The 22,026-nt window shown below is 71.2% G+C and carries 17 protein-coding genes; 5 read left to right on the top strand and 12 right to left on the bottom strand.

The features are described 5' to 3' along the window. Positions 1-175 precede the first annotated feature (175 nt). Positions 176-1,723, top strand: a complete 1,548-nt coding sequence (locus AC6JA9_RS38010) for an ATP-binding protein (protein WP_473568470.1) — start codon at positions 176-178, stop codon at positions 1,721-1,723. Between the two features lie 3 nt (positions 1,724-1,726). On the opposite strand, the gene AC6JA9_RS38005 is transcribed toward AC6JA9_RS38010, so the two are convergent. From AC6JA9_RS38005 to AC6JA9_RS37950, 12 genes are all read right to left on the bottom strand, one after another. Then, positions 1,727-2,749 carry a sensor histidine kinase gene (locus AC6JA9_RS38005; protein ID WP_497958607.1) on the bottom strand — a complete coding sequence of 341 codons (1,023 nt, stop codon included), beginning with the start codon at positions 2,747-2,749 and terminating at the stop codon, positions 1,727-1,729. 1 nt (position 2,750) lies between these two features. Next, positions 2,751-4,412, bottom strand: coding sequence for an FAD-dependent oxidoreductase (locus tag AC6JA9_RS38000; protein ID WP_483578850.1), 1,662 nt, complete (start codon positions 4,410-4,412; stop codon positions 2,751-2,753). Positions 4,413-4,517: 105 nt separating this feature from the next. Beyond that, on the bottom strand, positions 4,518-6,563 hold the full coding sequence (locus tag AC6JA9_RS37995) for a DUF7151 family protein (protein WP_497958606.1): 2,046 nt from the start codon (positions 6,561-6,563) through the stop codon (positions 4,518-4,520). Positions 6,564-6,617: 54 nt separating this feature from the next. Continuing rightward, on the bottom strand, positions 6,618-8,510 hold the full coding sequence (locus AC6JA9_RS37990; protein ID WP_497958605.1) for a DUF7151 family protein: 1,893 nt from the start codon (positions 8,508-8,510) through the stop codon (positions 6,618-6,620). Further along, a complete protein-coding gene (locus AC6JA9_RS37985) occupies positions 8,507-10,447 on the bottom strand; it encodes a DUF7151 family protein (protein ID WP_497958604.1) in 1,941 nt (646 codons plus the stop codon). The genes AC6JA9_RS37990 and AC6JA9_RS37985 overlap by 4 nt, the downstream gene beginning before the upstream one ends. Positions 10,448-10,473: 26 nt before the next feature. Next, complete coding sequence (locus AC6JA9_RS37980) at positions 10,474-12,204, bottom strand: caspase family protein (protein ID WP_223750709.1); 1,731 nt, start codon at positions 12,202-12,204, stop codon at positions 10,474-10,476. Further along, the gene (locus AC6JA9_RS37975) at positions 12,201-12,947 is read right to left on the bottom strand and encodes a hypothetical protein (RefSeq protein WP_194869257.1); all 747 of its coding nucleotides are present in this window, start codon (positions 12,945-12,947) and stop codon (positions 12,201-12,203) included. The genes AC6JA9_RS37980 and AC6JA9_RS37975 overlap by 4 nt, the downstream gene beginning before the upstream one ends. Continuing rightward, the gene (locus tag AC6JA9_RS37970; protein ID WP_223750710.1) at positions 12,944-13,639 is read right to left on the bottom strand and encodes an RNA polymerase sigma factor; all 696 of its coding nucleotides are present in this window, start codon (positions 13,637-13,639) and stop codon (positions 12,944-12,946) included. The genes AC6JA9_RS37975 and AC6JA9_RS37970 overlap by 4 nt, the downstream gene beginning before the upstream one ends. A 209-nt stretch (positions 13,640-13,848) precedes the next feature. Then, the gene (locus AC6JA9_RS37965; RefSeq protein ID WP_497958603.1) at positions 13,849-14,307 is read right to left on the bottom strand and encodes a hypothetical protein; all 459 of its coding nucleotides are present in this window, start codon (positions 14,305-14,307) and stop codon (positions 13,849-13,851) included. A 63-nt stretch (positions 14,308-14,370) separates the two neighbouring features. Next, a complete protein-coding gene (locus AC6JA9_RS37960; RefSeq protein ID WP_223750712.1) occupies positions 14,371-14,670 on the bottom strand; it encodes a MafI2 family immunity protein in 300 nt (99 codons plus the stop codon). Beyond that, the gene (locus AC6JA9_RS37955; protein ID WP_497958602.1) at positions 14,667-15,518 is read right to left on the bottom strand and encodes a polymorphic toxin type 50 domain-containing protein; all 852 of its coding nucleotides are present in this window, start codon (positions 15,516-15,518) and stop codon (positions 14,667-14,669) included. The genes AC6JA9_RS37960 and AC6JA9_RS37955 overlap by 4 nt, the downstream gene beginning before the upstream one ends. Positions 15,519-15,794: 276 nt before the next feature. After that, complete coding sequence (locus AC6JA9_RS37950; protein WP_408888984.1) at positions 15,795-18,071, bottom strand: lamin tail domain-containing protein; 2,277 nt, start codon at positions 18,069-18,071, stop codon at positions 15,795-15,797. A 202-nt stretch (positions 18,072-18,273) separates the two neighbouring features. Here AC6JA9_RS37950 and AC6JA9_RS37945 point away from each other — a divergent pair, with 202 nt between their 5' ends. The 4 genes from AC6JA9_RS37945 (at position 18,274) to AC6JA9_RS37930 (ending at position 21,976) form a co-directional block, all read left to right on the top strand. Continuing rightward, positions 18,274-18,759, top strand: a complete 486-nt coding sequence (locus AC6JA9_RS37945; RefSeq protein ID WP_223750715.1) for a transcriptional regulator — start codon at positions 18,274-18,276, stop codon at positions 18,757-18,759. 96 nt (positions 18,760-18,855) lie between these two features. Beyond that, positions 18,856-19,758 carry a nucleotide exchange factor GrpE gene (gene grpE / locus AC6JA9_RS37940; protein ID WP_223750716.1) on the top strand — a complete coding sequence of 301 codons (903 nt, stop codon included), beginning with the start codon at positions 18,856-18,858 and terminating at the stop codon, positions 19,756-19,758. 5 nt (positions 19,759-19,763) lie between these two features. After that, complete coding sequence (gene dnaK, locus AC6JA9_RS37935) at positions 19,764-21,587, top strand: molecular chaperone DnaK (protein WP_141326698.1); 1,824 nt, start codon at positions 19,764-19,766, stop codon at positions 21,585-21,587. Positions 21,588-21,676: 89 nt separating this feature from the next. Beyond that, on the top strand, positions 21,677-21,976 hold the full coding sequence (locus tag AC6JA9_RS37930) for a hypothetical protein (protein ID WP_223750717.1): 300 nt from the start codon (positions 21,677-21,679) through the stop codon (positions 21,974-21,976). Positions 21,977-22,026 lie beyond the last annotated feature (50 nt).

Here is a 22,026-nt window from a genome sequence, read left to right as displayed (position 1 = left end):
GAGGCCCGGAATCGTCCGAACGTCCGGTGCGCGCATCGCCCACCCACATCCGGACAGGGCAGGCAGCCGCCGCCCGAGGGCCCCTCCGGGAGGCGGACAGCGGAGCGCGGAGGACGGCGGGCACGGAGGGCGGGGCGCACTGTTCGGGGGAACCCCGTCGAAAAGGAGCCTCCGCATGGAGCCGCATGTCGCTCCCCCGCCACGCCCCGACGCCCCGGGTCCGGTGCCGCGTCCCACCCTGGCGAGCGCGGAGGACGGAGACGCGGCGGAGCGCTTCCTCGCGGAGCTGCGAAGCAGCACCCTCTTCTCGGAAGTGGACGAGGAGGAGGCCGAGCGCCTGCGCGCCGAGTCCACCCACCTGGAGCTCCAACCCCAGGAGTGGCTGGGCCACGAGGGCGAGCCCGCCTCCTTCTACCTCATCCTCGAGGGCGAGATTCGCATCACCAAGACCGTGGGCGGCGTGGAGACGCTCATCTCCGTGTTCCGCGCGGGCGACTTCTTCGGCGAGGTGCCGCTGCTGCTCGGCCAGTGCTTCCTCGCCAGCAGCCGCGCGCTCACGCACTGTCGGCTCCTGCGGCTGTCGCACCCGTCCTTCTGGCGGATGCTCGCGGACTGTCCCACGGCCAATCAGCGCATCCTGAGCAAGATGGCCGAGCGCATGAAGGCGCTCCAGTCCATCTCGCTCCAGCAGGAGAAGCTCGCCTCGCTGGGCACGCTCGCGGCGGGGCTGGCGCATGAGCTGAACAACCCCGTGTCCGCCGTGATGCGCGGTGTGCGCGCGCTGGGCGACCGTCTGCGCGAGCTGCCCTCGCTGGCCCTGTCCCTGGACTGCCGCACGCTGTCCGAGCCCCAGGTGCGCGCGCTGGAGGCCCGCGGCTCGGTGTCACCCGAGACGCTCAACCCGCTGGACAAGGGCGACGCGGAGGACGCGCTCGCGCGCTGGTTGGACGCGCGCGGCGTGGAGGAGGCCTGGGTGATGGCGCCGGACCTGGTGGAGTCGGGGCTGTCGCTCGAGAAGCTGGAGCACGAGCTGGCGTCGCTGTCGGGCGAGGTGCTGAAGGGCACGCTGCGCTGGGTGGCCGCCACGCGGGGCATCTCCGTGCTGCTCGACGAGGTGGGGCAGGCCGGAGGTCGCATCGCCTCGCTGGTGAACGCGGCCCGCGCGTACACGTACCTGGACGAGGCCCCGCTGCAGCGCGTGGACGTCCATGACGGACTGGAGAGCACGCTGGCGGTGCTGGGCCACCGGCTGCGCGGCGTCCAGGTGGTGCGCGAGTACGACCGGAGCCTGCCGCCCATCACCGCGTACGGCACGGAGCTCAACCAGGTGTGGACCAGCCTCATCGAGAACGCGGCTGACGCCATCAAGGAGCACGGCGGCGGCACGCTGCGGCTGCGCACGCACCGGGACACGGACCACGTGGTGGTCGAGGTGGTGGACGACGGGCCCGGCATTCCGCCCGAGGTGCTGCCGCGCATCTTCGACCCGTTCTTCACCACGAAGGGCGTGGGCGAGGGCACGGGCCTGGGGCTGAGCATCACCCACCGCGTGGTGTCGCTGCTCCACCAGGGCGAGGTCATCGTCACCTCGCGCCCCGGCGAGACGTGCTTCCAGGTCCGTCTGCCCTTCGAGCTCGATGGTGCCTTCATCCCCGAGCCCGCGCGTCCGCGCGCGCCCTCGCCGCGTCAGCGTCCGGAGCCCGAGGAGCTGCGCGGCGCGTGAGCCTCACTTCAGGGGCAGGCGTATCTGGAAGGCGGTGCGGCCCGGCCTCGACTCCACGCGAACGTCGCCGTGATGCCGGTCCACGATGACGCGGCGGATGATGTCCAGGCCCAGGCCGGTGCCCTGGCCCATGGGCTTGGTGGTGAAGAAGGGCTCCCAGATGCGCGGCAGCAGCTCGGGCGGAATGCCGGGCCCATCGTCCACCACCTCCACGAGGAGGGAGTCTTCGTCCTTCGCGGTGCGCACCGTGAGGTGGCCCTTGCCGCCCATGGCGTCGATGGCGTTGTCGACCAGGTTGGTCCACACGTGGTTCAGCATCCCGGGCAGCGCCTGCACGCGCGGGAGGCTCCGGTCGTACTCGCGCTTCACCTCGACGCCGTGCTTCAGCTTGTAGTTGAGCAGGAGCAGCGTGTTCTCCAGCCCCTCGTGCACGTCCACGGGCTCGGGCTGCTCCTTGCCCGCGTGGGTATAGGACTTCACCGCGCCCGCCAGCTCCGCCAGCCGCGTGGTGCTCTGCCGCACCTCCGCCAGCAGCGCGCGCGTGCGCACCAGGGCCTCCAGCCACGCGAGCGCGTCCGGCAGCGACTGGGCGGGCAGGGCCTGGGTGAGCGGCTCCAGTTGCGCCTCGCCGATGCCCGCGTCCAGCAACGTGGGGGACAGGTCCCACGCGTTCACCACGCCCTTCGCGTCCATCCACGTGGCCAGCGCATCCTCGGCGTCTCCGCGCGTGAGCGGGTCCATGTCGCGCGTCGCGCCCCGGCCCTGGCTCTGCCGGCAGGTGCGCAGCAGCAACTGGCGTTGGGCCTGCGTCAGGCGCCACTGGTCGAGCGCGACGGACAGGTCCTCCTGCGCGTCCATGGCCTGGGTGAGCTGCTCGGTGGCGCGCCGGCCCGCGGAGGCCGGGTTGTTCATCTCGTGCGCGAGCCCCGCCGCGTGTCGCCCCAGCGCGGCCAGCTTCTCCTGGCGCAGCACGGTGTGCTCCAGGCACCGCAGTCGCTCCTGGGGCTGCTTCGCTTCCACGGACACGTCACACCTCGCTCAGGTACTGGTGGATGAAGGAGATGGCGATGGAGCCCTCGCCCACGCCGGAGGCCACGCGCTTGATGGAGGCGTGGCGCACGTCGCCCGCGGCGAAGATGCCCGGCACGCTCGTCTCCAGGAGGAAGGGCGCCCGCTCCGGCTTCCACCCCTTGGGCCGCTGTCCGGCCGGCATCAGGTCCGGGCCGGTGAGGATGTAGCCGCGCTCGTCGCGCGCCACCAGCCCGTCCAGCCACTCCGTCCGGGGCACCGCGCCAATCATCACGAACAGCGTGCTCGCGGGCACGGTGCGCTCGGGCTGTCCGCGCGTGGCCAGCGTGACGCGCTCCAGATGCGCGCCGCCCTCCACGCGCGTCACCTCCGTGTCGAGCAGCACCGTGACGTTGGCGAGCGAGCGCACCTGCTCGACCAGATAATGGGACATGCCCTTCTCCAGCGAGTCCCCGCGCACCACCAGCGTCACCCGACGGGCGAACTGCGCGAAGTAGAGCGCGGCCTGTCCGGCGGAGTTGGCGCCGCCGATGATGTAGACCTCCTCGTCCTTGCACGACAGCGCCTCCGTGCGCGACGAGCCGTAGTAGACGCCCGCTCCGGTGAGCGCCTCCATGCCGGGCGTGGAGAGCTTCTTCCACTGCACGCCCATGGCGAGCAGCAGCGCGTGGCAGCTGAGCTCCGTGCCATCCGCGAGCGTGACGATGCGGTACGGGTCCTCCACGCGCAGGTGGCTCACCTCCTGCGGCGTCAGTATCTCCACCCCGAACCGCGCCGCCTGCGCCACCGCGCGCCGCGCCAGGTCCGAGCCGCTCAGCCCCGCGGGGAAGCCCAGGTAGTTCTCGATGCGCGAGCTGGTGCCCGCCTGGCCTCCCGGCGCGCTGCGCTCCACCATCACCGTGCCCAGGCCCTCGGACGCGCCGTACACCGCGGCCGCCAGCCCCGCGGGGCCTCCGCCGATGATGACCAAATCGTAGAAGGGCTTGGTCGCGCGCACCTTCAGGCCGATGCGCTCGGCCACCTCCAGCGTGGACGGGCCCATCAGCCGCGTGCCGTCCGGGAAGAGCACCAGCGGCAGCTTCTCCACCGCGGCGCCTCCGGCCTGCGCGAGCAGCAGGCGGCCCTCGTCGCTGCCCTCCACGTCGAGCCACTGGTAGGGCACCTGGTTGCTGCCCAGGAAGTCGCGCAGCGCATGCGAGCGAGGGGCCCAGCGGTTGCCGAGCACGCGGATGCCCTCGAAGGTCGGCGGGTGGTGGGCCCACCACTCCTCCAGCAGGTCCGTCAGCACCGGGTACAGGCGCTCCTCGGGCGGCTCCCAGGGCTTGAGCAGGTAGTGGTCCAGCCGCACCTCGTTGATGGCGTGGATGGCCGCCTGCGTGTCCGCGTACGCGGTGAGCAGCACGCGCCGGGCCTCGTCGTAGAGCGTCTTCGCCTGCTCCAGGAACTCCACGCCGGACATGCCCGGCATGCGCTGGTCCACCAGGAAGAGCGCCACCGGGTCGCCGCGCAGCCGCAGCTGGCGCACCGTCTCCAGCGCGGCCTCTCCCCGGTCCGCGCTGAGCACCCGGTACTCGCGGCCGTACTGGCGCCGCAAGTCGCGCTCCACCGCGCGAAGCACCTCCGTGTCGTCGTCCACCGCGAGGATGACGGGCTTGGCCATGCGCACGCTCCTCCGGGAAGGAGCGCATCGGCGCGGCTTCGTGCCCCAGGCGACGGGACGGGCGGCCCGTGGCGCGCTCGGAGGGCGGGCGTCAGCGGGCGGGGCTCAAGGGGGCGTGCACACCGCCGTCGTGTCGTTGCCGTAGAGGGAGCGCTCGTCCTCGGGGCCGGTGAAGACGGCGTCCGCTCTCGCGGTGACATGGCATTGGGACAGTTGGGGGTTGTCGCGCACCACGAAGGAGCCCCGGACCTGCGTCAGGGCCTGGAGCCCGAACTCGGTGAGGGCCGGGTTCTCGCGCACCGACAGCGTGTCGAGGGTGCGGAGGTTGTGGAGGCCCGCGAGGCTCGGCAGTGCGTGGTTCTCGTTGATTTGCAGGTGGGTCAGCGATTCGAGGGGCTCGAAGGCCATGAGGCTCGTGAGCTTCGGGTTGCCGCCGATGGCGAGCGTGCCGTTCAAGGCGCGCAGCCCTTCGAGCCCCGTGACGAGGTCCAGGTTGTCGTTCAGGACGAGGACGAAGGCGTGCCCCGTGTCCCGCAGGGCGGGGAGCGGGCCGAGGGTGGTCAACGCCGGGTTCTGCGTGATGAACAGGCCCTCGACCCGGGAGAGCCGGGGCAGGCTGACGTGCTTCAGGTTCGCGTTGGTCTCCAGCACGAAGGCTCCGCCCACGGCCTCGAGGCGGGTCAGCGCCGCCACGTCTGCCAGCAGGCCATTCTCCATCACGGAGAAGTCGCCACCGACGCCGCGCAGCAGGTCCAGCCCCTCGAGCGACGTCAGGCTGGGATTGTCCCGGAGGAAGAAGTTCGCGCCGACGTGGGTGAGCTGGGAGAGCTTCAGTTTCCTGAGGAGCCGGTTCCGCTCGATGACCACGTCCCCCGAGAGCGTGTCCACGAAGGGCAGGGGGCCCAGCTCCAGGAGGGAGAAGTTGTCCGTCACCCGCAGACCTTTGCGCGGCGCGACCGAGGACAGACCGGCCCAGGGCAGCTGGAGGTTCCGCTCCACCCGCAGGGAGCCGCCCACATACACGGGTTGCGGCACGGGAGCGTTGGTGGGACCGAGCGACACCAGCCGCAGGACGTCGTGGTCGGAGAACGACAGGTCCTCGCGCACGAAGCGAAGGGAGGTCAGGACCACGCGGGAGAGCTGTGGGTTCGACTGGATGCGCAGGCTTCCGTCCACGGCTTCCAGGCCTGGCAGCGCGAGCTCGAGGAGGCTGGGAGAGGAGACGACGAGGTCGCCCCGGATGCGGGAGATGCCCTGGAGGGCCGCGACGTCCGCTTCCGTCGTCACGACATAGTCGCCGTCGTAGGTCGCGGAGGGATGGCAGACATATGCGACGTCGAGGACCTCGCTCTGTTGGAGCACACCGTCCTGGTCGAGGTCATTGCCCGCCGCCACCACGACGCCGCCAGAGACGCAGTTCATCCCCGCGGGCTCGTCGGCATGGCGCCACGACAGCGTGTTCATCGTCGAGGCGCAGAGCTGACTGACGGCCCGCACCTCGTCGTCGTCGAGCGCGCCGTCGCCGTCGTGGTCCGGTCCCGACTCCACCGCGTACCTGGACTGGGTGCCGCATGCACCGCCCACGCCCAGGGCCTCGAGCCGCGAGAGGACCCGCGCGGGCTCCATGCAGCCCACGACCTCACGGGAGATTTCACCGGCCTGGAGCAGTCCGTCCCCGTTCGCGTCGAGCCCCGCCTGGGTGACCTGTCCTCCAAGCGGGCAGGTCTCACCCATGGGCTCGCGCCGCAGGTGCACCAGCACGCCGGGGAGGGGGGTGGCGCAGAAGTAGTCGACGTCGTCCACCTCGTCGTCCTCGAGCGTGCCGTTCGCGTTGGTGTCCACGCCCGTCTCCACCGCGAGGCCACCATGCTCGCAGTGCTCGCCTGCGGGCTCGCCGCGGGTGCGCAGCCTCGCCTGGGGCGGCGCGGGCGTGCACAGGTACTCCGCGCGGGTGACCTCGTCGTCGGCGAGCAGGCCGTCGCCGTTGAGGTCCTCGCCCGCGTACGCCACCTGCCCGCCGTGCGCGCAGTGCTCGCCGGGTGGCACCCCCTCCTTGCGGCTCAACGTCGGGCGCGACTCGAGGAAGCTGCCCAGTCGGATGTCATCACAGCCGCACAGCCAGGCCAGCGGCACCAGCCAGTACCACCGCATGGGAGCCCCCTTTCTTCCCGGGCACGGAGGCCCGGCTCGCACGACGTTTCGCCTTCAGGGACAGGTGGCCGCGTCGTCGTTGCCCGCCACCAGGTAGACGTTCCCCGGACCGGTGTAGACGCGCTCGCCGAAGGCCCTCACCCGGCACGTGGGGAGCTGGGGATTGCGCTGGATGGAGAAGTACCGCGACACCTGCTGCACCGCGGGCAGCCCCAGCTCCGTCAGGACGGGGTTGTCCAGCAGCATCAGCGACTCCAGGGTGCGCAGGCCCTTGAGGTCCGCGAGGCTGGTCAGCGCGCCGTTCTGCTCCGAGGCCAGCCCCGTCAGCCGCTCCACGCCCGCAAGCCCCGTCAGCGTCGTCAGCGCGGGGTTGTTGTAGAGGCTCAGCCACGACAGCATCCGCAGCGACTCCATGCCGCGCACCTCCACCAGGCGCGCGTGGGCCTCCAGCGAGAGGGTGCCTCGCATGCCCTGCAGCCGGGGCATGTTCCCCCACCACGCCAGCGCGTCGTTGCGCGAGAAGAAGATGCTCTCCACCTGCGCGAGCGAGCCCAGCCCGTGGCTGTCGACGAGCGCCGCGTTGAGCCGGACCTCCAGCGTCACCCCGATGGTGTGCAGCGCCCCCAGCCCCGTCAGCGTGCGCAGCGCGGGGTTGTTCGTCACCTCCAGGTTCTTGCCGATGTGCTCCAGCCGCGTGCCCTCCAGGGTCGTCAGGCGCGCGTTGTTCTCGATGAGCACGCTCTGCGCCACGCTCGTCAGGTTGGGCAGCGGCAGGAGCTCCAGCGCGGGGTTGTCCTTGATGCGCAGCGAGCCCGTCAGCGTCTGGATGGCGCGCAGTCCCAGGCCCTCCGACGAGTGGGTGAGCCGCGCGTTGTCCTCGATGAGCACGCCGCCCCGCGGCACCACCGACTGGAGCCCGTCCAGGCTCTGGAGCCGGGGGTTGTGCGCCACCTCCAGATGGGTGCCCACCCAGGAGGTCTGTCCCGTCGCGCCGCCCACCGTCACCGTCTCCAGCGCGGCGTTGTTCAGCACGCTCAGCCCCTGGCCGATGAAGCGCAGCCCGGGGAGCTCCAGCCGCGTGAGGGACGCGTTGTCCTGCACGTACAGCGTGCCGTCGACGACCTCCAGCGCGGTGAGCTGGATTTCGGCGACCGGGGTGTTGCCCGTCCTCACCTCCAGGTTGCCCCGGATGCGGGAGATGCCCTTCAGCACGGCCACGTCCACCGGCCCCCGGATGACGAAGGTGCCGTCGAACGTGTTCAGGTCCTCGCAGATGGGATTCGAGGCGAGCACCTCCTCGTCGTCGAGCACCCCGTCCGCGTCCAGGTCCATGCCCGCGCTGACGCGGGTGCCCCCGGCCGCGCACGTCGGCTCCCAGGCGCGCGTGATGAGCAGGCGGGAGGTCTCCACGCAGACCTCCAGGCGGGTGCGCACCTCGTCGTCGCCGAGCACCTCGTCGCCGTCCTCGTCGTGGCCCGCCTCGACGACGGTGAGCGTGGTGGGCTCCAGGCAGACGCGGGAGGAGGGCGTGGCCGCTCGCGTGCGCGTGAGCAGCTGGGCCTCGGCGATGTCGCGGCACGAATACACCTCGCGGGCGACCTCCTCCATGTCCAGCACGCCGTCCTGATTGAAGTCGTGGCCGGCGCGGGTGACCCACCCCCCGCCCGGACACCGCTCGCCCGGGGGCACCGGCTGCTGCTCCACCCGCATCTGCGTCTCGGCGATGGCGCAGACGAGCGTCGAGCCCGTGACCTCCTCGTCGTCGAGCACGCCGTTGCGGTTGTCGTCCGTGCCCACCAGCACGTCGCGGCCTCCCAGCTCACACCTCTCGCCGGGCAGCTCCACCACCTCCCGGCTGAGCGCTGTCGGGTGGTCCATCAGGTCGCGGATGCGCAGGGAGTCACACCCCGCCGCGAGCGGCAGCAGGGCCAGCCAGGTCCATCTCATGGTGCGTCTTCTCCAGCGGCGGCCCCGCGGGCCGCGACCGGCTCTCCGGGGAGGAGCAGGGGCGAGGAGCAGGGCGTCTGCTCGTCGTTGTCCTGGACCGTGCGCGTCCCGCCCCGGAGGGCGCGGTCCGCCAGCTGGTTCGCCAGACATGACGGCAGCGACGGGTTGCGCTGGATGGTCAGCGTGGCGCCGACCTCCGTCAGCCCGTCCAGGTCCAACGTCAGCAGCCGGGGGTTGTCCTGGATGGTCAGGTCCGACACGGACAGGAGCTTGCGCAGGCCCGCCAGGCCTTGCAGGGAGGCGTTGTCCCGCACCACGAGCGAGCGCAGGCTCCGGACGCGGTCCAGGCCCGAGACATCCCACAGCAAGGCGTTGTCCAGGAGCTCCAGGCCGGCGACCGACTCCAGGCGCGGGAAGGCGCCCAGGCTCGACAGCTTCGGGCAGTAGGCCACCACGAGCTGGCCGCGGATGGACTGGAGGTTCGTGAAGTCGAACGCCTCCAGCCGAGGGCTGTTCATCAGCATCAGCGAGCCCACGTGGTTGAGCCCCGGCATCGCGTCGATGGAGTGCAGGGACTCGTTGTTGCTCACCATGAAGACGTCATGGACCGCGCGCAGGGACGACAGCCCCGACAAGCGGCTGAGCGAGGCGTTGTTGCCGATGTCGATGGACTGCCCCACCTCCAGCAGGTCGGGGAAGCTCATCGTGGTCAACACCGGGTTGTTGTGGATGGCGAGCGAGCCCCCCACCGTCCGGAGGTTCTGGAACGGCAGGCGGCTGAGGCTCTTGTGGTCGGCGACGGAGAGCGTCCCCCCCAGGTCCGTGAGGTCCCACGACACCAGGCTCTGCGCCGAGTCGTTGTAGGCGAGGAAGAGGTCCTGACGGACGCGCACGCTGCGCAGCCCGTCCAGGCTCTCCAGCCGGGGGTTGTTCCAGACCGAGAGGTTGTTCTCCAGCCACACCGGCTGGGGCTGCGTCGCCGCGCCGAAGCGCAGCACCGTGAGCTCCAGGTTGACGAAGATCTGCACCTCGTTGCCCACGAAGCGCAGCGCGTCCAGCTCCAGGCGCGTCAGCGTGGCGTTCTCCGACACGATCAACCCGCCGGAGATCTCCGCCAATCGCGGCAGCACGAGCTGCTCCAGCGGCGTGCGGAAGAGCACGAGCGAGCCCTCGATGCGGACGAGCGTCTTGAGCAGCGCGAAGTCCTCCGCGGTGGTCGCGAAGAGGTCTCCGTCGAGGATGGGCGCTCCCTGGCACACCCGCCTGCGCTGGGTGACCTCCTGCTCCTGGAGGACGCCGTCGGCGTTCTGGTCCGCTCCGGAGTCCACCCGGTGGCCGCCCATCGCGCAGCGCGCCCCGACGGGCTCGCTCTCCAGCCGCGCCAGGATTCGCGAGGGGGCTTCGCCACAGTGCACCGCCAGGGACCTCCGCTCGATGGCCCCGAGCTGGCCGTCGCCATCCAGGTCGGGCCCCGCTTCCACCAGCGCGCCTTCTCCTTCGCACGCGGGATATCCCTCCGCGACGCCCCGCACCCGGACGTTCACCGGATACACGCCCGTGCAGTCGAGCCGCTCGTGGGTGACCTCCGCGTCGCTCAGCTCGCCGTCGCGGTTCTGGTCCAGTCCGGAGCGCGTGCTCACGCCGCCCAGGGGGCACGAATCGGTGGGCTCCACGGGGCGCGCCTGCGTCACCCAGTCCAGCGGCTGGCCGTCGCAGTCGTAGTGCTCCGACATGACCTCGGTGCCGGTCAGCAGCCCGTCCTCGTTCTGGTCGATGCCGGTGAGCACCCGGTCCCCACCGAACGGGCACCGGCCTCCGGGAGGCTCGACCTCGAAGCGGGTCAGCGGCGGGTAGCGCCAGGTGAGCTGCGACAGGTTGATTCCGTCGCAGCCGGCGAGCAGCAGGCCCAGCAGCGTCACTCCCAGACGTCGCATCATGAGGCCCCCTGAGGCCGCTCGGCGCTTCAGCGTCGGAACGCGAGCTCGAGACCGAACATCGTGTCCCACGCGTCATCGCCATCCAGCGTGACGCGGTCCGCGGAGGCCGTGGCGGCCAGCCGCAGGTGCATGCCCAGGAGCCGTCCCGACGCCCCCGCCGCGAGGTGGCCCGTGGAGACGGTGAGGTCCCCCATGCGCTTGTTCGGCGACGACACCCCGAGCATGCCCCAGCCCGCTCCGGCCTCCACGAACAGCGGGGTGCGCCGCACGTCCCGGGTGCCCACCAGCGCCAGCACCGTGGCGCGGTGCGTGCGCACGTTCTCGAACCGCTTGGGCATCACCGTGTAGCTGGCGCGCCCGCCGTAATAGAAGTTCGAGTCGCCCTGGCTGCGCCACGACAGGCTGGGGCCGGTGGCGTACGCGTCGAGCCCCAGCGGCGCCTGCTGGCCCACCAGCCCCACCTCCAGGCCGGAGAAGAACGGGTGGGGGGCCGTCAACACGAGCGAGCGGGGCACGAAGCCGCCGCCCTCGGCCGGCGGGAAGGCGCGGGAGAAGTCCACGGGCACCAGGCCCGCAGCGGCCACGTACTGGTCATAGAAGTTCTTGTCGAGCGGCACCGCGAACAGGCCCCGGCGCAGCGCCTCCTCGGCGGGGCCACGCTCCTGGAGCTCGCGTGGCTTCAAGTCCAGCACCCCCTGGCTCAGCTCCGCCAGGGTGATGCGCGCCTCGCTGGTGGGGGTGCGCAGCCAGTACACGTCGCGCTCGGGCAGCCGCAGCATCACGTACTGGTCCTCCGCGCGCCGCACGTCCGCGAGCCGCCGGCCCTCCGCGTCCTCCACGGACACGCGCGACTGGCCGAAGTTCGAGCTCAGCACCAGGCTGGGGCCCGCGGGCGCGGCGCCGACGAGCGGCCGGCGCGGCTCGCCGGTGGGCGCGAAGGCGTGGATGCTCAGCCGCGCGGGCAGGCCCTTGACGCCCTGCAGTGACGCGGACACGAAGGCGCCCAGCTCGCTGTACTCCACCTGCCCGTCGCCGTTGATGTCGGCGGCGCCCAAGAGGCCCGAGCGCGCCACGTGGCTGAAGACGCCGGCGCGGATGCGCGACCACTCGTGCGTCTCGCCGTCGTCGCTCTCCGCGAACACGGCGCCCACCATGGGGCGCGTGGCCAGCTGCTCGCGCGCGAGCATGCCGCGCAGCTCCGCCAGCACCGCCGCCTCCGTCTGCCCGCCGCGGCTGCCGACGACACCCGAGGCGCGGCACGCGTCCACGATGAGGTGCACGTAGTCGGCGGCGAGCGGGTCCACCACGTCCGCGTAGAGGCTCGACTTGTCCAGCCGGCCCCCGGCCAGCGTGAAGTAGGCGCGGCCCGCCTCGTCCGTGTTGCCGTGGCCCACGTACACCACGAGCACGTCCGTGGCGCGGCCCGCCTCGTCATCGGCCAGGCTGGCGGCGCGCAGCCGGGCCACCTCGCGCTTCACTTCTTCCGGCGTGGGCGGCCGCGCGCCCGCGAGCACGGGCCGTCCCCCCGCGCGCGTCGCCGCGTCGGGGTCCACCAGCAGCGTCGTCTCCACGCCCAGCCGTTGCAGCGTCTCCGCCCACAGCACGCCGTCATCGTCGGCGAAGCGCAGCGCGGGCAGCGACGGGTCGTCGCTCCCGTTGTGGGCAATCACGAGGGCACGTCGGACCAGGGCATCCGCCGAGGCGTCGCGGGCTGCGAAGAGCGCGGCGACCCCGAGGAGCACTCCCAGCTTGTTCATGGACCTTCCTCTACCCTCAGTGTCTGCTTGAGCACCACTGCCCCCCCCTGCTCCTCGCCGCGCAAGGCCGCCAGGGCCGCGGACGGGCTGCCGGCGAACGCGGCGGTCACCTCCGCCTCACCCACCGTCTCCGGCAGGGGCACCGTCAGCTCCAGCGGTGCCTCCTGACCCGGGGTGCCCGTCAGCACGAAGGGCCCGGCCATCAGCTCCGCCCGCTGGGTGCCGCGGACCTGGAGGGCCACGTGGGTGTAGGGCGCCTGTCCTCCGGCGGCGAAGGCGAGCATGGCGCCGGCGGGGCAGGCCTCGCTCGCGTGGAGCTCCTTGAGCGGCTGGCCGGGCGTGGCGCAGAAGATGCGCAGCGCGACGCCGGGTGGGGGCGTGCCCAGGCCCCGCGAGCGGAACTCGTCCCGGGGCAGCGACGTGAGCACCACCGCGAGCACCACCGCCGCCAGCGCGCCGCCCAGGGCCGTCAGCGAGGGCCAGCGCGCGGGCGCCTCCAGGGGCGCGGCCGCCGCGAGCGCGGCCTCCAGGCCGCCTTCCGTCAGCGCGTGCCGCTCCACGGAGGAGGGCGCCTCCAGCGAGCCTTCCAGGGCGCGCTGCGCCCGGGCCCAGCGTTCATAGAGCGGGCCACATCGGTGACACAGATGCGCATGGCGCAGCAGGCGGGCGGCCTGGGGCGAGGGCAGCTCACCCTGGGCCTGTCGCGTCAGTCCCGCGTCGATGTGTCGCTCGTACCACCTCATGATGGGATGCTCCCTATGGCGCACAGGGCGAGGGTCGCCAGGAGCACACCCAGCTCCATGCGCCCGGGCTCCGCCGCCGTCTCCAACCAGCCGGAGGTCTTCAGGTACTCGGTGAACTGCGTGCGCAGCCGCCGCTCGCGCACCCGGACCTCTCCGCGGGTGAGCTGCAGCTGCTCGGCGGCGCTCTCCTGGGACAGCCCGTCCACGAAGCGCAGCTGGGCGAGCGCGCGGGCCTCCTCGGGCTGGGACTCCAGGAAGCGGCGCACCAGCTCGCGCACCTCGGTGCCCAGCGCCTCCTCCTCCGGGCTGCGTCCCTCGTTGGGGAGCTGACCGAGCTCCGGCGCCTCGTCCAGGGACACCGCTTCCCGGGACACCCGCCCCGATGCGCGCATCAGGTCGATGGCCGTGGAGCGCGCCACCGTCAGCAGGAAGCCCAGGTAGGGGCGGACCCCGTCGTAGGCCTGTCGCATGTTGGGGCGGAACGCGCGCACGAATGTCTCCTGGTGGGCCGCGTCCAGGTCCAGCGCGGACAGGGAGATGGTGCGGCTGGCTCCTCCCTCCGCGCCCACCGCGAACCGTCGTGAGAGGTAGCGCAGTACCTCCGGCGAATAGGCGCGGTACACCTGGGTGAGGACGGTGGTGTCCCCACGACGGAAGGACTCCAGGACGGAGCGGTCATTGCCTGGCAGCACGGTGTCTCCGACCCACGCGAGCCGAGTCCGAGCCCAATGCCCGGCCAGCCGTCATCCTCGAAAAAGGATACGGAGCGTGCCCTCGAAATGGGTCGTCCACCTCAACGAAGAGGGGTCGATTTCCTTGCGTGGCGGGTCGGAAATAGTTGCCGGGAGGGGGCTTTCCCTCCCGGCGGCACTTCAGGCTGGACGGGCCCGGGCCCTTGGCTTCAGCGCGCCGGGCGGGCCACGGTGTGCGGGTCGCCGGCGGGGACCCAGGGGATGGCGGGGCCCTGGTAGTCCGGGCCGAACCAGGCCTCGAGGAAGCGGATGGGGCCCACGAGGTGGGCGTTGAACTCCGCGAGCTCCTCGGCGGGGACCCACAGCTCCTGGTGGAGCCTGGCCCCCACGGTGCGGACGGGGTAGCGGGCGAGGAAGGGGGCCTGCACGTCGAAGGCGGTGACGAAGCCCACGTGGCCACTGCCCGCGTCCGGCGCGTTCCAGTCCCGGGCAATCTGCCGGGCGTAGTCCACGTTCATCACGGGGTAGAAGAAGGGCTGGTCCGGCAGCCGGGGAGGGAAGCCTCGGCCGTCGACCTCCCGGACGAGCTGCGCCTCCTTCAGCCCCACCGGGCGGTACAGCGTGAGCGTCTCCACCATGGGCGTCTCCTCGAGGAAGGGCGGGGCCATGCCGGGACAGGCATGGCGTGCCGTCGACGCGGGCTGGCGTGACGCCCTGACCGCTTCCGAGGGCTACGACTCCTGGCGGTAGTACACCCACGCCCGGTCCTTGGGAATCAGGGCCGGGGGGTCCAGGCGGATCAACTCGTGGGAGATCTCGTGGTCGTCGGGAAAGTCCGCGATGAGCTCGGTCTCCACCTCGGACATCGTCTCGCGGTCCTCGTCGCGAATCGCGCCGTCGAAGAACGCCTCGAAGTGCAGCCTGGTGTCATCGAAGCGGACGGTGACGGCGCGCAGCCGGGAGGGGATGGCTCCCAGCAGCGCCCGCTGCAGCGACAGGTGGACCAGGCTGCTTCGGTTGGGGGTGCTCATGGATTGGCGGGGACGATATGCGCGCCCTGACTCGAGTAGTGGATGATTCCGCGCGTCGTCGGCTGGCCGTTGACCTGACCGATGACCTCACCGAAGTCCACCCGCTCCCGGAAGCCCGGCTGACCGCGCGCGACGCTGCCCACGGGCTGGCCCTGGCCGGAGAAGCGGTCCAGCAGGCCCTGCGGGTTGGGGTGCGTGAAGGGGCTGCGGCCCGGGATGTAGTTCTGGTGCCCGACGATGTGCTTGCCCTGCTTGGCCTCCTCCAGCAGCACCCTCGCCGCGGCGGGCGCGGCCACACCCTCCACACCCGCGGCCGCCGCCGCTCCACCCACGCGGGGGGCGATGGCACCCGCCGTGGCGCGGGCCGCCCCGACGCCTCCCAGCAGCATCGAGGAGAGGCTCACGGCGTTCTGCGCGGCGGCCTCCGCCTGCGAGCGGGGCTGGATGGCCAGGTCGGTGCGGAAGCGGAAGTCGATGCCGGCGGCCCCCAGGCCCCGGTTGACGCCGGCGTTCACCAGGCTGGCCGAGTCCAGCACGAGGTTCGCGGCGCCCGTGGCGTAGCCCCGCGCCGTGTCCGCCGCCCAACTGCCCACCCTCTGGGCCCAGCTCGCGCGCGGCGCCTCGGCGGGAGCGCTCGGCGCGGCGCCCGTCACCGCCTGCGCGACCTGTCGACGCTCTCCCGCCGGAGCGGGGTCGAAGCTGGAGACGCCGCGGAACTCCGCCGGAGGCTGCGCCCGAGGCGCAATCGCTGGCGCGGTGGGCTCCGTCCGGGGCACCTCACGCGGGGCCTCCTCTCGCGAGGTGACAGGCGTGGGGGGACGACGCGTGGACAAGGGAGGGAGGGACATCGGTCTTCTCCGGCTCGACTGGCTTTGAGGAGATTATCCCTCACACCTGACCTTGAGTTGCGTTTGGGGAAAGGCCAGTTGATTCAGGGGTTTGCCCTGATTCCTTTCAAAGACTTCCATCGTGGGATGGGAAGACCCGCCTGGGTCGATGTTGAAGCGGGAGCGCTCCGACCCACCCCGCGCCAATGGGGCGCGGGCGAGGTCGAAGGCTCCCGCCGTCGATGCTGGGCGTCCGGGCTTGCGAGAGCCCGTCGCCCGTGTGGCCTTCAGCGCGGCTCAGAAGGCCGAGCCGTCCACGCGGCGCCCCGGGGACGCGAGCGAGGAGGACAGCGAATCGTGGCGCACCCATTCGCCCGCGCCCGTGCCGTCCGGGTTGCGGTTGAAGGAGACGCCCAGCGTGGTGCTGCCGTAGGAGGCGTGGTCCTGCTCGGAGCCGTCCGGACGGACCAGGTAGGCGGAGTCGTTCGAGCGGTTGAAGCGAAGTCCGTCGCCACCGTTGGCGCCCGCGGTGTTGGGCACGCCCATGGGCACGGCCGAGGCGTCGCCATACACGGTGTAGACGGCGCCCGGCTGCAGCATCGTCCCCGCGGGGAAGACGTGGCGCGCGGGCTTGTCGCCGCGCCGGGACTCGTCGTCATGCAGCGAGTAGCCGCCCAGGTTCACCGCGGCAGTGCCGGTGTTGCGCACCTCCACGAACATCTTGTCGTAGTCCGGCGTGGTGCTCCCGCTCGGCGGCAGCGGCTGGGGCAGGTACTCGTTGATGAACAGCGTGGGCACGGGCCGGTTGAGCGTGAAGGGGGCATCGCTGATGTCCGCCAGGGTGGAGTCCGCCGCGTCGTTGATGCGCACCCGCGCGGTGGAGGAGCCCTCCGAGGGCACCGTCCACGTGAAGCTGCCCGAGGCCGCGGGCACGGAGGTGGCGATGTCGCTCCACACCACGCCGTTGTCGAGCGAGTACTGCAGCCGCACGTTCTGCACGCCGGAGGCCGTCCAGGTGATGTCGAACGTGCTGCCCGCGGCGAGCACCTCGCCCCCGTTGGGCGCGGTGACCTTCAGCGTGCGCGCCGTCACCTGCCCGAAGTTGTAGCGGCTGATGATGGGGTAGTGGTCGGACGTGGTGGTGCCATAGCGGGTGATGCTCGGGCGCAGCACCGCGGCGGACCCCGGGACGTAGGACTCCAGCATCTCGTTGCTGACCAGCTGGTGGTCGATGAACGTGTTGCGGCTCACCGTGGAGCCGATGCCCGACACGGACATCTCCTGGGTGACGAAGCGGTAGTTGTCGGCGTCGTCCACGAAGTTCCGATAGGGCGTGTCGCGGTTGTTGACGGTGGAGACGTCCACGTCATCGTTCCAGTCGCCCACCACCATCACCCGCTGCGTGGGCATGCTGCTGTCCAGGTAGCCCTTGAGCAGCTGCCCCGCCTCGAGCCGCCGCTCGTAGTCCGCCGACTCGGTGCCGTTGCTCGTGGCCTTCATGTGCAGCATCAGCACGGACAGGTCCACGTTCGTGCCGGACCGGGTGACGCGCAGGTCCACCCGCAGCGGCGGCCGGCCCGCGAAGTAGTAGTCGCTCGAACCCAGCACGATGCGCGCCTCGCGCACCTGCACCAGGCCCTTCTTGTAGAGGATGCCCAGCTTCTGCTCGTCCGCGTCGTAATAGAAGGAGCCGGACGACACGAGCGGGTCGCTGGCCAGGAAGCCGTCGTACTCGGGCAGCTGGGCCTTGAGCGCCTCGAAGTGCGCCGCGTCGACCACCTCCGCCAGGCCCCAGACGTCCACGCCCGCGCCGGCAATCACCGTCTTCACGTTGGCCAGCTGGAGCGCCTCATCCGACGGCCCCTGTCCCGTGTGGCCGAACCACTCGATGTTCCAGTTGCCCACCGACAGGGGGAAGCTCGTCGAGGGGCCGCCATCCGTCCCGCCTCCGTCCGGCGTGCCCGTGCCCGGCTTCACCTCCAGCGAGTAGCGCGCCTGCGCGGCGATGCCGCTGGCGTCCTCCACCTTCACCGTGAAGCTGGTCGTGCCCGCGAGCGTCGCGACGCCGGTCACCTCGCCGTCCTGCGACAGCGACAGGCCCTCCGGCAGCGCGCCCTCCACCACGGAGAACGTCACCGGGGGCCGCCCGCCCACGCCACCGAAGGTGTACGTGTAGCCATTGCCCGCCACGGCCGCCGTGAGCGTCGCGCCCACGAGCGCCGGCGCCGGCCACACCTTGAGGGTGTACGTCCGCGAGTCCTCGCTCTTCTCCACGTCCACCACGCCGACCTGGAGGGAGTAGTCCCCCGCGGCGCTCGCCGGGCCCGTCAGCCGCCCGTCCGTCGAGTAGAACGAGAAGCCCGGGGGCACCTCCGACTTCAGCGTGTAGCGCAGGGGCGCCGTCCCCCCCGTGGCGGTGATCCGCGTGTCGTAGGGCGCGCCCACCGTGGTGTCGGTCAGCGCGGAGATGTTGGGCAGCTTCGGGCCGCTGCCGGGGTTCGGGTCGTCCCCGCCGGAGCAGGCGCCCAGGAAGGTCAGGATGAGCAGCATCCCGACCGCGCGTTGGATGGACATGAAGGTGGTCTCCCCGAGAAGCGGTGGGGGCTCGGCCGTTCCCCCTATATGGAATCAGACACTCTAGCCGTATCCCGTGGGGGGATGCTCGCGGGACGTGTCCCCTCGGGGAACTGCAATGGCGCCGGGGGATGTCCGTGACATATTCGAGGGCCGCGAAACCCACGGGGGGCGCCGCCGCCCGGACGAGAGGACCTGCGCAATGGCCGAGAAGTGGGACAAGCACCTGATGGAGTTCCTCAAGCGCACCGGCGACGAGCTCAAGCGCACCACCGATGACCTGCGCGGCGAGGCCCAGCGCCTCCTCAAGGAAGTGAAGGACCCGGACAAGCAGGCCAAGGTGAAGGAGGGCCTGGTGCAGCTGCGCACCTGGGCCGCCAGCACCACCAAGGTCGCCGCGGAGAAGATTGAAACCGCCGTGCGCCAGGTCGAGGGCGCCGTGGAGCGCGCCTTCCGTCCCGAGGAGGGCGAGGCGGGCGCGCCGGGCACCACGAAGTCCGAGGCCGCCGACGCCGAGGCCCCCCGGGCCCCGCGCCCCAAGCCCGAACCCAAGGCCGCGAAGAAGGCCGCCCCCGGCACCAAGTCCATCGGCCGCAAGAAGGCCAGCGGCCGCCCGGCCGCCAAGAAGGCCGCCCCAACTTCCAAGAAGACCGTCGGTCGCGCGAAGAAGCCCACCGCCGGAGCGTGAAGTTCCGCCCGGCCTTGAATCAGACAGGTCCGGACTTCCGGTTCCGGTTCCGTCAGTCATTGCCGCCAGTTGGAACGGTGTGCGGCGCGTGAGATAGTGCGCGCCGTGGCCGGCTCCAGTGAAAAGGACAGCATCCAGGCGGAAATCGGGCAGGACGTCATCGACGCGGCGGTCCGCAGCGTCGAGCGTCGCATGGAGGATGAAGAGGTGACCGTCATCGAGGTGGAGGCCCCCCAGGCCGCTGCTTCCGAGGACGCGGCCGCCTCCGTCGCCCCCGAGGATTCCGTGCCTCCCCAGGACTCCCCAGCGCCCTCCGCGACCGCGGAAGAGGTCGCCCAGCTCCGTCAGGAGGTGGAGTCGCTCAAGGCGCAGGTCGAGTTCAGCCAGGCCAAGGGTCGCGAGACCATGGAGCGGCTGCGCGAGGCGCACGAGCGCGCCAAGGAGGCGCAGGACCGCATGGTCCGCGCCGCCGCGGACCTGGAGAACTACCGCAAGCGCGCGCAGAAGGAGAAGGAGGAGGTCCAGCGCTTCGGCTCGGAGAAGCTGCTCAAGGACCTGCTCCCGGTGATGGACAACCTGGACCGCGCGCTCGAGGCCGCGACCAAGTCGCCCGACATCGAGAGCTTCCAGAAGGGCGTGGCCATGACGCGCAAGTCCTTCGAGGACGCGCTCGGCCGCCACGGCGTGAAGTCCTTCAGCGCCAAGGGCCAGCCGTTCGACCCGCGCATGCACGAGGCCATCCAGCAGGTGGAGACGGCCGACACGCCCGCGGGCCACGTGGTCTACGAGGTGGTGCGCGGCTTCTTCCTCAACGAGCGCCTGGTGCGCCCGGCCATGGTCGTCGTCGCGCGCGCGCCCGAGGCCGTCGCCGCGCCCGTCGTGGACGCCGCCGCCTCATCCACCCCCGCGCCCGCCGAGGACTCACCTCCGGCGGAAGCCGAGCCGCGGGCCGAAGCACCCGAGCAGCACACGGACAGCACTTCCGGGGGGAGCCAGTAAGCATCATGGGCAAGGTGATTGGAATCGACCTGGGGACCACCAACTCCTGCGTCGCCGTCATGGAAGGCGGCGAGCCGGTGGTCATCCCCAACAGCGAGGGCAGCCGCACCACGCCTTCCATGGTGGGCTTCACGGACTCCGGTGAGCGGCTGGTGGGCCAGATTGCCAAGCGGCAGGCCATCACCAACCCGGAGAACACCGTGTTCGCCGTGAAGCGGCTCATCGGTCGGAAGTTCGACTCGCCGGAGGCCAAGAAGGCCATCGGCGTGAGCGCCTTCAAGGTGGCCGCGAGCCCCAACGGCGACGCCTGGGTGGAGATCCGCGGCAAGGGCCACAGCCCGCCGGAGGTCTCCGCCATCGTCCTGATGAAGATGAAGCAGACGGCGGAGGACTACCTCGGCGAGCCCGTCACCGAGGCGGTCATCACCGTCCCCGCGTACTTCAACGACAGCCAGCGTCAGGCCACCAAGGACGCCGGCCGCATCGCGGGCCTCAACGTCCTGCGCATCATCAACGAGCCCACCGCCGCGGCGCTCGCGTACGGCCTGGACAAGGTCAAGGACGGCGGCACCGAGCGCGTGGCCGTGTACGATTTGGGCGGCGGCACGTTCGATATCTCCATCCTGGAGCTGACCGCCGGCGTCTTCGAGGTGAAGAGCACCAACGGCGACACGTTCCTGGGCGGCGAGGACTTCGACCAGCGGCTCATCGACTACCTGGCCAAGCGCTTCGCCGAGCAGAACAACGGCCTGGACCTGCGCCGCGACCGCATGGCGCTGCAGCGCCTGAAGGAGGCCGCCGAGCGCGCCAAGCACGAGCTGTCCAGCGCGCCCGAGACGGAGGTGAACCTGCCGTTCATCACCGCGGATGCCTCCGGCCCCAAGCACCTGACGGAGACGGTGGACCGCTCCACCTTCGAGGCGCTGGTGGCGGACCTCATCGACCGCACCATCGAGCCCTGCAAGATCGCCTTGAAGGACGCGGGCCTGACCGCGCAGCACGTCAACCAGGTGCTCCTGGTGGGCGGCATGACGCGCATGCCCCGCGTGCAGCAGAAGGTGCGCGAGTTCTTCGGCAAGGAGCCGCACAAGGGCATCAACCCGGATGAGGTCGTCGCCGTGGGCGCGGCCATCCAGGGCGGCGTGCTCAAGGGCGAGGTGAAGGACGTCCTCCTGCTGGACGTGACGCCGCTGTCCCTGGGCGTCGAGACGGCCGGCGGCGTCTTCACGAAGATCATCGACAAGAACACCACCATCCCCTGCAAGAAGAGCCAGGTGTTCTCCACCGCGGTGGACAACCAGCCGCTGGTGAGTGTGCACGTGCTCCAGGGCGAGCGCGAGATGGCGGCGGACAACAAGACGCTGGCCCGCTTCGAGCTGGTGGGCATCCCGCCGGCGCCGCGTGGCGTGCCGCAGATTGAGGTGTCGTTCGACATCGACGCCAACGGCATCGTGCACGTCAGCGCCAAGGACCTGGGCACCGGCAAGGTCCAGCAGGTGCGCGTGGTGAGCAACTCCGGCCTGTCGGAGGCCGAAATCCAGGCGATGATCAACGACGCCCAGTCGCACGCCGCCGACGACAAGAAGAAGAAGGAGCTGGCGGAGCTGCGCAACAACGCGGACGGCCTCATCTACACCACCGAGAAGAGCCTGGAGGAGTACGCCAGCCTCCTGTCGGAGAAGGACCGCGAGGAGATCAAGTCGGACCTGGAGCGGCTCAAGGGCCTGCTCAACACCTCCGACCCGGTCGCCCTCAAGGAGGCCTTCCAGCGCCTGGAGGGCAGCGCCTACCGCATCGCCGACGCCATCTACACGGGCCAGGCGAGCTGAAGCACCCGCCTCACGGGCGGGGGGATGCAATCGCCGGAACCCTTCCGGCGTAGAGTCAGTCACCCCCTGTCCGTTCCGAGGTCTCAGTCATGGATCCAGTCGAAGGCGTCGTCATGGTGCTCGTGGTGGCGATGACGTGCGGCATCCCCCTGTTGGGGTTGACGCTGCGCTTCTCGCTCAAGCCCGTGCTGGAGGCCTTCATCCGCCTGCGCGAGGCCCAGCTGGGCTCCCACCCGGAGAACGCCCTGCTGCGCGAGCGCGTGGCCTACCTGGAGCGCGTGCTGGAGGCCCACGGCCTCATCGAGGACCGCCGCGTGGTTCTCCCCACCAGCCCCTCCGAGCGCCTGCCGCCCGGCGCCACGGCCCTGAAGGACCGCGAGCGCGTCTAGCCCACGCGGTGTCGTTGACCCACGCACGCTGTTCTTGGTCCCTGGCTTCC

The sequence above is a fragment of the Myxococcus sp. MH1 genome, from assembly GCF_059738865.1.
This window is presented reverse-complemented; position numbering and strand designations above follow the sequence as displayed.

What these genes read in the sequence shown, in the direction of transcription:
- AC6JA9_RS38010 (WP_473568470.1), top strand. Translation starts at nt 176, where the DNA reads ATGGAGCCGCATGTCGCTCCCCCGCCACGCCCCGACGCCCCGGGTCCG.
- AC6JA9_RS38000 (WP_483578850.1), bottom strand. Translation starts at nt 4,412, where the DNA reads ATGGCCAAGCCCGTCATCCTCGCGGTGGACGACGACACGGAGGTGCTT.
- AC6JA9_RS37995 (WP_497958606.1), bottom strand. Translation starts at nt 6,563, where the DNA reads ATGCGGTGGTACTGGCTGGTGCCGCTGGCCTGGCTGTGCGGCTGTGAT.
- AC6JA9_RS37990 (WP_497958605.1), bottom strand. Translation starts at nt 8,510, where the DNA reads ATGAGATGGACCTGGCTGGCCCTGCTGCCGCTCGCGGCGGGGTGTGAC.
- AC6JA9_RS37985 (WP_497958604.1), bottom strand. Translation starts at nt 10,447, where the DNA reads ATGATGCGACGTCTGGGAGTGACGCTGCTGGGCCTGCTGCTCGCCGGC.
- AC6JA9_RS37980 (WP_223750709.1), bottom strand. Translation starts at nt 12,204, where the DNA reads ATGAACAAGCTGGGAGTGCTCCTCGGGGTCGCCGCGCTCTTCGCAGCC.
- AC6JA9_RS37975 (WP_194869257.1), bottom strand. Translation starts at nt 12,947, where the DNA reads ATGAGGTGGTACGAGCGACACATCGACGCGGGACTGACGCGACAGGCC.
- AC6JA9_RS37965 (WP_497958603.1), bottom strand. Translation starts at nt 14,307, where the DNA reads ATGGCCCCGCCCTTCCTCGAGGAGACGCCCATGGTGGAGACGCTCACG.
- AC6JA9_RS37960 (WP_223750712.1), bottom strand. Translation starts at nt 14,670, where the DNA reads ATGAGCACCCCCAACCGAAGCAGCCTGGTCCACCTGTCGCTGCAGCGG.
- AC6JA9_RS37955 (WP_497958602.1), bottom strand. Translation starts at nt 15,518, where the DNA reads ATGTCCCTCCCTCCCTTGTCCACGCGTCGTCCCCCCACGCCTGTCACC.
- AC6JA9_RS37950 (WP_408888984.1), bottom strand. Translation starts at nt 18,071, where the DNA reads ATGTCCATCCAACGCGCGGTCGGGATGCTGCTCATCCTGACCTTCCTG.
- AC6JA9_RS37945 (WP_223750715.1), top strand. Translation starts at nt 18,274, where the DNA reads ATGGCCGAGAAGTGGGACAAGCACCTGATGGAGTTCCTCAAGCGCACC.
- dnaK (WP_141326698.1), top strand. Translation starts at nt 19,764, where the DNA reads ATGGGCAAGGTGATTGGAATCGACCTGGGGACCACCAACTCCTGCGTC.
- AC6JA9_RS37930 (WP_223750717.1), top strand. Translation starts at nt 21,677, where the DNA reads ATGGATCCAGTCGAAGGCGTCGTCATGGTGCTCGTGGTGGCGATGACG.